This window comes from Novosphingobium chloroacetimidivorans (genome assembly GCF_014204535.1).
In the GTDB taxonomy this organism is placed as follows: Bacteria; Pseudomonadota; Alphaproteobacteria; order Sphingomonadales; family Sphingomonadaceae; genus Novosphingobium; species Novosphingobium chloroacetimidivorans.
This window is the reverse complement of record NZ_JACHLR010000055.1, coordinates 1-4561: the sequence shown is the minus strand read 5'-3', so window position 1 is coordinate 4561 and position 4561 is coordinate 1. Positions and strand designations below refer to the sequence as shown.

Sequence of the window (4561 nt, the reverse complement as noted above, 5' to 3'; positions counted from 1 at the left end):
TCAACGTTCCGCAGGCTGAGCGGAAAGCGCACGTACATCAGCACTACCAACCGGATCACCTCCGGCGACGAGTTGAAGTAGCGAAACGGACTGGCCGGCTTGCGAGGACGAGGCATTGAAACACCTACCCTACCCTCCTTACCAGCCGGTGCACTTGGTTTGACTGTGCCTCCGCGAAGCTCCCTTCCAAAGATGAAGAAGCTTGGGGCGAACGACAAGCCTTGCAGGAATACTCAATCGGCTTGTGCTCCCAAGCCCGCGATTGCTTAAGAAGCCGTACAACCGGATAACGGTCTGGATGCGATTTCGATCAAGGGGGAGTTGTCAAAGCGATCGCGCCAAGCGCGATCTGGGCGAAATCCCGCTTACCTGCTCATCAGCATGCAGACAACAGCGCATTCAGAGACAAGCCGAGCAGATTCGCAAAACTAACAGCAGGAGCGGCATGCATAGCACCGTATGGAAACTCGTTAGCGATCTCGCCTTCAACGGCTGTGCACCCGTTTGACAAATGCCTCCAGGATTTCGCCTTCTTGATCCACCGCTCGCCACAGATAGAACATTCCGCGGTCCAGCTTCACGTACATATCGTCGAGCTTCCAGCGCCAGTGGCGAAAATCACGTATGCGGCTCACTCGCTTGGGCCGAGCCTCGACTGCGAGCATCGGCCCAAACCTGTTCCATCAAAGCCAGCCTCTCCAGTGACAGATGTCCATCCTGCGCTGGAAGAGCAGGTCTTCTACGTTCCGCATGCTGAGCGGGGAGCGCACGTACATCAGCACCGCCAGCCGGATCACCTCCGGAAACGAGTTGAAGTAGCGAAACGGACCGGCCGGCTTGCCTGGGCGTGGCATAAGAACTCCTTACCTCGACCTCCTCACCAGCACGTCCATTTGGTTTGACGGTGCTCAGCAAGTGCCTAACGAACATGGACCGGAACTGCGATGGGGAGTTTCTATTCAGTCGGCGCGACGGACATTAACCTAACTTACGATGTCTACGACTGAGCCGTGGCGGCCGTCGAGCTCAGCGTAAGGTCAGCCGCCAAGAGGCGAGTGCCCGCCAGTCGCTCGTCGCGGTATCCTTGGCCGCAGCGAGGCGCAGCGCCGAAATGGCGCCGACCCGCTCATAGCCCATGCTCATGACCGGATCGTGATGTCCGGTCAGATCGAGGCGCTCGCGATCGAATACGAGCGAACGGGTCGCAACGTCGTATCCGCTCGCATAGGTCAACTCACCCGAGCCGGCGAAGGCTACCAGCGGCAACGCCAACCCCAAGCGCATCTGACCACCCCAAACACCGTAGCTGGCCGAAAGCCCAGCGCGCTGGGTCAGGATCGGGCTCGCCGAAGTGATCAGCGTATCCGAACCGATCTTCAACCGCGTCCCTCCAAGCGACGCATAGGCATCAAGCGACCAGTCGCCCGCGTGCCAACTGCGCGATAGCTCGACGAACGCACTGCGCGCGCCATTGCCGAAGCGCATCGCCCCCACACCCACGGGCGTGCCGAAGACGCTCCCTCGCTCTTCGAGGTAGCCGACTTTGAGGCGAAGCGCGCGGCTACTCCATCCCAGCAGCATGCCTTGTGCGGAGCCATATCGGCCGTCGCTGCTCAGCGCTTTTACCGACAAGCGGCCGGTGCCGAGGCGGCGCTCTACAGCCATCGACAGGTTGGCGCCGGGCGCATAGGCGAGCGTCACGTCGGAGGCCGGTGCCAAGCCGAGCGCCTCGTCCTGCACCGCATCCTGGCCCGAGTAGACGGCTAAAATGCGCATGGAACCGAGGTCGGCAACGAAGGCTCCTGAGGTTAGGTGGCTGCGCTGGTGAGCCGGATCGAGCCCGGCCTGGTACCTGGTGTAGCTGAGGCTTGCCGACACGCCTTTGGCGGAAAAGGTGCTGCTGCCAGCTCCGGCACCGGCGACGACCCGGCGCGCCATGGTTCCGGCGCGCTGCTCGGGATGAGCGACGAGCCCCGCAAGGCTGCCGAGGTAATCGCGCCCATAAGCGTCGAGCACGGTGACGTTCGCCAGCATCTGCTTGATCGAAGCGCCGGTCTGCTCACCGCCGACCGCATCGGGGACCACCATCGCTGCCCCCGCAAGCGCCGTCTGAGTGACGCCATTGGAGATCGTGGGCGAGACCGGGGACAGCGCCGCCTCCACGTCGATGAGGCCAGCGCCGTAGACCGGATCGATACCTAACTCGCCGATGTCATGCGCCGTGTTGAGGATCACTTGTCCCGCTTGCACGCCATTCAGCTGCGGCCACTTGCTGAGGATCAGCGCAGCCAGCCCGCTGACTTGCGGTGCCGCCGAGCTGGTGCCGCTAAATAGCACCAGTTGACCGTTCACGTCCATGCTGGCGTTGGTGCCCATCGCCGATACACAGCGCGCCATTGCGACCGTGCCGCACTGATTGGAATAGCTGGCCAGCGCGACGCCGTTGGCACTCGGCTCGACAGCGACAGCGAACAGCCACCCGTTGCGGTTGGCGTCGTTCAGATCCAGATAGCCCTTGGCGTTGGCTTCCTTGTCGTTGCCTGCGGAGTTGACAAACAATCCGCCGGCAGCTGTGTAGCGCGCGACCATTCCGGCCCACGCTGCGCTGGGCTGCGCGGCGTCCACCTTTCCCAACGAGACGTTGACCACCTTGATGCCCTTGCTCGCGGCATAGTCGAGCGCAGCCGACAACGTTCGGCCGAGCGTTTCCTCGCCTGTCGTCGTGTTCGTGTCGCTGACGCGTAGCGCCACGATCTCGGCGCCGGGCGCGATCCCTTGAATGCCAGTGCCGTTGTTGCGTCCGGCGATCACGCCAGCCACCGCCGTGCCGTGATCGGAGTAGCTGTCGCCGACAACGTTGCGCGCAACGCTCTTGCCGTCAGTCGTGACTGTACCAAAATCCTTGCTGAGCGCGGACAGCTGTCCCGAGAGTTCAGCGTTCTCAACGACACCGTCATCGGCAACCGCGACGAGCACGCCCTGCCCTGTCCAGCCGTGATCGAGGGCGTAGAGCGCCTGAATGTATTCGAACGACTCGTAGTTGCGGCGGTACTCGTTATCGTCCTGAGCTGAGCGCGTCGGCACATTCGCCTTCGGCGTTATAGAAGCAACAAGAGGTGTGGGAGCAGGAGTAGGTGTCGGCGGCGGGGTAGGTATCGGGGTAGGTGTCGGCGTTGGAGTGGGCGCCGGACTGGGGGGCAGCGTAGGTGCCGGTGTAGGTGCCGGTGCCGCACCGGAGGACGGAACCGGAGTGGAAGCGACTGAGCCTCCTCCACCGCCATCGCCGCAGGCAGAAAGTGCCAGCGCGGCAACGCCGCAGAGCGCAGACGGACGTACGGTACGGAAAGGACTTCGCATAGAAAACCCGTGTCTCGCAGAAGGAGCGACTGGCTTGGACATAACCGGGCTATGGTTTCATCGCGGTTAAGACCTCTATGCCAAGCAGGACAGTGTTCGCGAGCCTCTTGCCGAGCTGCACGGTTCAAGAAGGAAGCCGCAGTGCCGGAAGCATCGACCTGGGCCATGATGATCATGGGCATCGAGTTTGTTGGTTTTGCAATGCGTCGCAAGACCGCTCAGGCCATGAGCCCTATTTCAGCCTGACCGGGTTACAAGGGGGCCGCCTCGATCTGCGGCCCCTTCTACTCTCAGCGGCCCGACAGGACGGCGCAGGCCTTGTTATACGCCGGGCCCAGCCTATCAAGAACCAGCAAACCGCATCACCAGCACGCCTGCTGGGAGCAACATTCTCGCCAAGTTCAGGGCGGCTCACGACAATGTGCCGCCGTCAGCCATCGCTTACGCGCAACGACGCGCAAGCTCTACTCCGCAGATCTCGCGACGAACCAGAAGGTGTGGCTGATTAACGATGCCCACCCGTTCATGTGGATCTCGGGCCGTTTCGAAGAGACCTGCTTCGCCCGCGCACTACGACGTTGGGTGCGACGCGAGCCGTCCACTTTCCTGCCTCTGGCGTGACCCAAAACGCGAGCGCTCATGGAAACCCACCTGCTCCGGCCTCATAAGAGTGCGTCAGGGTGACGCGGGCCTGCTCCCCTACTCCCAACTGCGCACTTGTTGAACGCCACGCAATGACTGAACTTTTGGGTCCACACTCGACCGAGAACTTCGACTGACAACGAAGCGGCCGTGACACTCAGGGCAGCGGAAGATCTCGCCGCGTGCCTTGATGGCATCCTTGATGTGGATTTCGGCCCATACCTCACCGATCCTGATCTCACCGACTTGAGCCCTTGCGCGCATTCTCGTCCACTAGCGCGCGGCCCTTAACCTTTGACAAAAAGCTGGGATCGGGAGGCGCTTACGACTGCCGAGATCGACGTGGGGGCTTCAACTTGGATATCCAAGGATCGACAGGGATGGACAAAGAAGGCACAAGCTGGTCTGAGAGCGAGATCAAACGACATGTCGATCTTCTGTGCCGTCGGCCGCCACAAACCCTCGAGGGTCTCGATAGCTCGTAACAAGGTTGGCGAATACATCGGCTTGTGCGAGGCTTGTGGTGTTCCGCTGAGGCGCGATAGCAAAGGTAGATGGCGTA

Annotated in this window: 5 protein-coding genes and 1 pseudogene; 1 reads left to right on the top strand and 5 read right to left on the bottom strand. The window is 61.8% G+C overall.

Annotated features, from left to right (window positions below):
- The 4 genes and pseudogenes from HNO88_RS23220 to HNO88_RS21545 form a co-directional block, all read right to left on the bottom strand.
- A pseudogene (locus tag HNO88_RS23220) lies at window positions 1-116 on the bottom strand (IS6 family transposase); the annotation flags it as partial.
- Between the two features lie 369 nt (window positions 117-485).
- Entirely contained in the window at window positions 486-665 is a 180-nt protein-coding gene (locus tag HNO88_RS21555; RefSeq protein WP_184250826.1) for a DDE-type integrase/transposase/recombinase, read from the bottom strand.
- 18 nt (window positions 666-683) lie between these two features.
- Entirely contained in the window at window positions 684-854 is a 171-nt protein-coding gene (locus HNO88_RS21550) for a hypothetical protein (RefSeq protein WP_184250823.1), read from the bottom strand.
- 172 nt (window positions 855-1026) lie between these two features.
- Window positions 1027-3084: a S8 family peptidase gene (locus HNO88_RS21545; protein ID WP_312857156.1), complete on the bottom strand. Its 2058-nt coding sequence runs from the start codon at window positions 3082-3084 to the stop codon at window positions 1027-1029.
- A gap of 414 nt (window positions 3085-3498) precedes the next feature.
- Between HNO88_RS21545 and HNO88_RS22940 the strand changes: the two genes are divergently transcribed.
- The gene (locus tag HNO88_RS22940; RefSeq protein WP_184250817.1) at window positions 3499-3603 is read left to right on the top strand and encodes a PEPxxWA-CTERM sorting domain-containing protein; all 105 of its coding nucleotides are present in this window, start codon (window positions 3499-3501) and stop codon (window positions 3601-3603) included.
- Window positions 3604-4056: 453 nt separating this feature from the next.
- On the opposite strand, the gene HNO88_RS23260 is transcribed toward HNO88_RS22940, so the two are convergent.
- Window positions 4057-4263, bottom strand: a complete 207-nt coding sequence (locus HNO88_RS23260; RefSeq protein WP_512698577.1) for a hypothetical protein — start codon at window positions 4261-4263, stop codon at window positions 4057-4059.
- Window positions 4264-4561 lie beyond the last annotated feature (298 nt).